The following is a 2,772-nucleotide window of genomic DNA, read 5'->3' on the forward strand; positions in this document are numbered from 1 at the left end:
AACATTTGTCAATTCTAAAAGTTTAGTAACCTGAGCTTCAAAGTCTTTCAACGATTTGGCTAAATCCAAATTTGCATTTATATTTTTTTTCATTTATGTTGATATACTCGCCTCAAAACGATTACCACTTTTTTTGCCTGACCTCACAAAATCGCATTGCTCCCTTCCGATTGCTACTTATGCTTGAATTCGCACTGATTCCATCCCTTTACAGTGCATCCGAAACCAACCATTACCGTTTGCAGTCAGATTAAGACTCTTGGTAAAGATTTGATGGATGTCAGTAAAAACGCCTTGGGTGGATTTTTTACTGACATCATCACTGGTTCTAAAAGCGCTGGTGAGGCATCGCTCTTGTTTGGGGAGAGGTTTCGTAGCGCCTGGAGGAAGAGAGCCGTCTTTTTGCAGAGTGCTAAGGGGTGCTATATCGGCGATCGCTTCAACTCACGTTGGAAGATTGCAGCTAGTGCGATCGCCTACGGCGGGCGGTACGCCATCGCTAAAACCTGTTAATATTCTTTATCAACAATTCATTATCAGGAAACCACATTTTGAGTCGGGCGTAAGCTCTCACCTTGAATAGCATAGTTTTCTAGTTTGTAGAGCCCCTTAAAGTAGACATTGCTCTCACGCCCCACTCGAAGGAAGCGTGAGATGAATGCCAAAATTTTCTAATCTACACAGCAAAAACCAAGAAATCGGAAGCAGTTAAAAGAGGAGAACCCCCAATAGTTGCAAACAATCCTCCCGTACCAAAATCAGCCACCCCGTTATTTTGGTTGTAGAACAAGTTCCCATTGCTAGAGTTATAAACAATCTCTGCACTACTATCTTGGGCTAGAGAATCGCTAGTGACTACGTCAAAGTTAGAGGCAATTAATCCACCATTGGTAGTGTTGTCTAGAGCCGTAAAACTTCTTTTTGATAAACGGATTTTGTCCATCTCAGATGCTGAAAAGTCACTAATTTTGTCTACACCAAAAGTAACTGGGGTGAAGGCTCTTCCAGTGCCAAATTCAAAAATATCTGAACCTGTGCTTCCTGTTAGGATGTCATTACCACTATCACCATAGAAAGTATCGTTACCAGCACCTCCCTGGAGAGTATCATTACCTGCGTCTCCCATAAGGACATCGTTACCATCATCTCCTTGAAGATCATCATCACCTCTTCCACCTGAGAGCTTATCGTTACCACGATTCCCTTTTAGGACATCGTTACCATCCTCCCCACTGAGATTCTCTGGGCCAGAACCGCCGATAAGAGTATCGTTACCTGCTCCCCCAGAGAAAATATTACTTGCTGTTTCAGATGAACCATCTATCGTGAATATAAAATCACCACCCTCGTTTCCACGAACGATGTTATTACCATCGCCAACATCTACAACGTCATCACCTTTTCCACTATCAATGTTGTCATTACCAGATCCCGCATCAATATAATCATTACCATCTCCTCCGGTAATTATGTCGTCACCCCTACCTGTAAAGACGACTTGATCATCATCTATTCCATCGCCATTTTCATCTATACCTCTTAGATCAAAGTCATCGTTAGGACTAGCGGGATTATTTCCCAATGCGGTTATTATTCCTCTTGCACCAGCAACACCTACTTTTATAGCATCAGCAATAGTTCCACTACCGCGTTCAAAATTTACTACTAAACCGCGTCCAAGGTCATCAACTAGGTTCTGGTAAGTAACTCCAAGTCCACCAACATCTTCTTCTACTATGAAAACAGGAATAATTTTACTTGCGACTAGCCTATCTCTTAGTTGTGCAATAGTCGGATAATCTTCATCAGCATCGACTACATTATCTCCATTGTTAGGTCGAGTAATACGAGTAATATTAGAATCTTCCTGTAGTGTTACACCATTTGGTGCTACGTGAAAACCGGCATCGGTAACTATTAAAGCAATGCGAGTTGAACCTGATCTGTAATCGGGATCGAAAGTTAGTTGCAGAAGCGCTTCTAGTTGTGCTTCGTCCAGATCATTACCATCTTTAATAGAAAAGGTAGGGCTATTGACTGTTGAAACAACACTATTGCTATCGCTTGTCAGAGCGAGGTCTCGTCGATAAACATAGTCATTAGCAATACCAAAAGGAAGAACTGGTTTATCTACAAAAGAGGAAACACCAAAGAAAGGGTCACCACCAAAAATACGTTCTAAAATTGGGTTCCTTAAATTATCTACAAGTGGGCCAATGATCTCTCTGAGTCTAGGTAAGTCATCACCAAATGACCCTGATAAGTCTTGTAGCAGAACAATGTCAGATACTGGAGCCATAGTCTAAACCTCTGTAATTTCAAAAAATTAGTTGTGTTGCAGAGTGTATTATAACTGTCGTAAATTGATATTAGCAGTATGTATAGATTTAAGATAGTACTTAAACGAAAAAAATAATCTCTTTGAAAAAATATTTGCTTTATCCTTACTCAGCCTTAATTACAGCATTTTAAAACAATTTCAAAATCATCCAGTCTAAAATCAGTGAGTGTTTTTTACTACTAAATTCTAAGTAGAGTAATTATACTTTGAGCAGTCGAGCCAACTGGTAGGGGGCTTTGACCGTTGCAGGGACATTAGGTTCTGAACCGAATGGCACGCTTGAAAAGCGGAAACGCTTATCAATTAAGTAGGTCGGCGTAATTAAAGCTAACTGGCTAAGGCTGTCATTTGTCATTTGTCCTTCGTCATTTACAAGGGTTTTAAGCCTATTTACGTTTCATAACATATTTAGGTTTTTTCGCGCCAACTTA

Annotated in this window: 3 protein-coding genes; 1 reads left to right on the top strand and 2 read right to left on the bottom strand. The window is 40.4% G+C overall.

Annotated features, from left to right (window positions below):
* Positions 1–273 precede the first annotated feature (273 nt).
* Entirely contained in the window at positions 274–513 is a 240-nt protein-coding gene (locus LC605_RS32305) for a hypothetical protein (protein WP_229551445.1), read from the top strand.
* Between the two features lie 163 nt (positions 514–676).
* Here LC605_RS32305 and LC605_RS32310 read toward each other — a convergent pair whose 3' ends face one another.
* Entirely contained in the window at positions 677–2,299 is a 1,623-nt protein-coding gene (locus LC605_RS32310) for a hypothetical protein (RefSeq protein WP_229551446.1), read from the bottom strand.
* A gap of 241 nt (positions 2,300–2,540) precedes the next feature.
* A complete protein-coding gene (locus LC605_RS32315; RefSeq protein WP_229551447.1) occupies positions 2,541–2,696 on the bottom strand; it encodes a hypothetical protein in 156 nt (51 codons plus the stop codon).
* Positions 2,697–2,772: the final 76 nt, after the last annotated feature.

Source organism: Nostoc sp. CHAB 5836 (genome assembly GCF_020829445.1).
Taxonomy (GTDB): Bacteria; Cyanobacteriota; Cyanobacteriia; order Cyanobacteriales; family Nostocaceae; genus Nostoc.

Coding starts and splice junctions, on each gene's coding strand:
- LC605_RS32315 (WP_229551447.1), bottom strand. CDS start 2,696: ATGACAAATGACAGCCTTAGCCAGTTAGCTTTAATTACGCCGACCTAC.
- LC605_RS32305 (WP_229551445.1), top strand. CDS start 274: ATGGATGTCAGTAAAAACGCCTTGGGTGGATTTTTTACTGACATCATC.
- LC605_RS32310 (WP_229551446.1), bottom strand. CDS start 2,299: ATGGCTCCAGTATCTGACATTGTTCTGCTACAAGACTTATCAGGGTCA.